The sequence below is a fragment of the Candidatus Avelusimicrobium stercoris genome (assembly GCF_002437085.1).
Taxonomy (GTDB): domain Bacteria; phylum Elusimicrobiota; class Elusimicrobia; order Elusimicrobiales; family Elusimicrobiaceae; genus Avelusimicrobium; species Avelusimicrobium stercoris.
Genome location: NZ_DJOA01000018.1, coordinates 1 through 677, shown reverse-complemented (window position 1 = coordinate 677; position 677 = coordinate 1). Strand labels below are relative to the sequence as shown.

Sequence of the window (677 nt, the reverse complement as noted above, 5' to 3'; positions counted from 1 at the left end):
GTGAGCTCGGGGAGTTTCATATTAGGAGAAATATATGTCTGAAATAACCACAGAGCAAGACAATAAAAAGGAACAGCCGTTAGACACAACACAAAATAAAAAAAACCGGAAGGCCTTAGAACCCGCATCATCGGATTTGCCAGCCTTGTTGGTAATCTTAGCCGTCGTCTTAGTGGGCTTTATAGCGATGATAATCAGGCAGAACGTACCTACTGCAACTACGAGTAAAAGTCAGCAAAGTGCTAAGGCCAGTGCGAGTGCTTGTCCAGATGGGTATATGTTTGGTTCCAACATATATTCAGCGAAAGACTTTATAAAGGGAACAATTGATAACGAGGATAATCTTTTGGTTGTAGGGTGGTTAGCCCATGCTGACTGGTACAGAAACACTGCCGATTTATGTATGGACGCTGCGTGCCAAGGGCCTTCAATAACATTATTTTTGAATCCCGACAACCCTAGCCTATTCCATCAAAAATATGCTCAACACCGAACTATGAGCAATTGGACAGTACTTATAGCTATAAGAAACGGAGAAGTCAAAAACTTGTGGACCCAATATGATGGAGATAAACGATTATGGACGCGGAACGGTGAACACGGAATCTGTTATTTGGCGGAGTAGGCATATTAGATTTGTACCGCCGTTTCAGTAAAAATAACTATCCCCCGGCGTA

General features: G+C 42.5%; 1 protein-coding gene. It reads left to right on the top strand.

Features of this window, described 5'->3' with window-relative positions; genetic code table 11:
* Nucleotides 1–34: 34 nt before the first annotated feature.
* Entirely contained in the window at nucleotides 35–625 is a 591-nt protein-coding gene (locus B2118_RS02885; protein WP_428053182.1) for a hypothetical protein, read from the top strand.
* Nucleotides 626–677 lie beyond the last annotated feature (52 nt).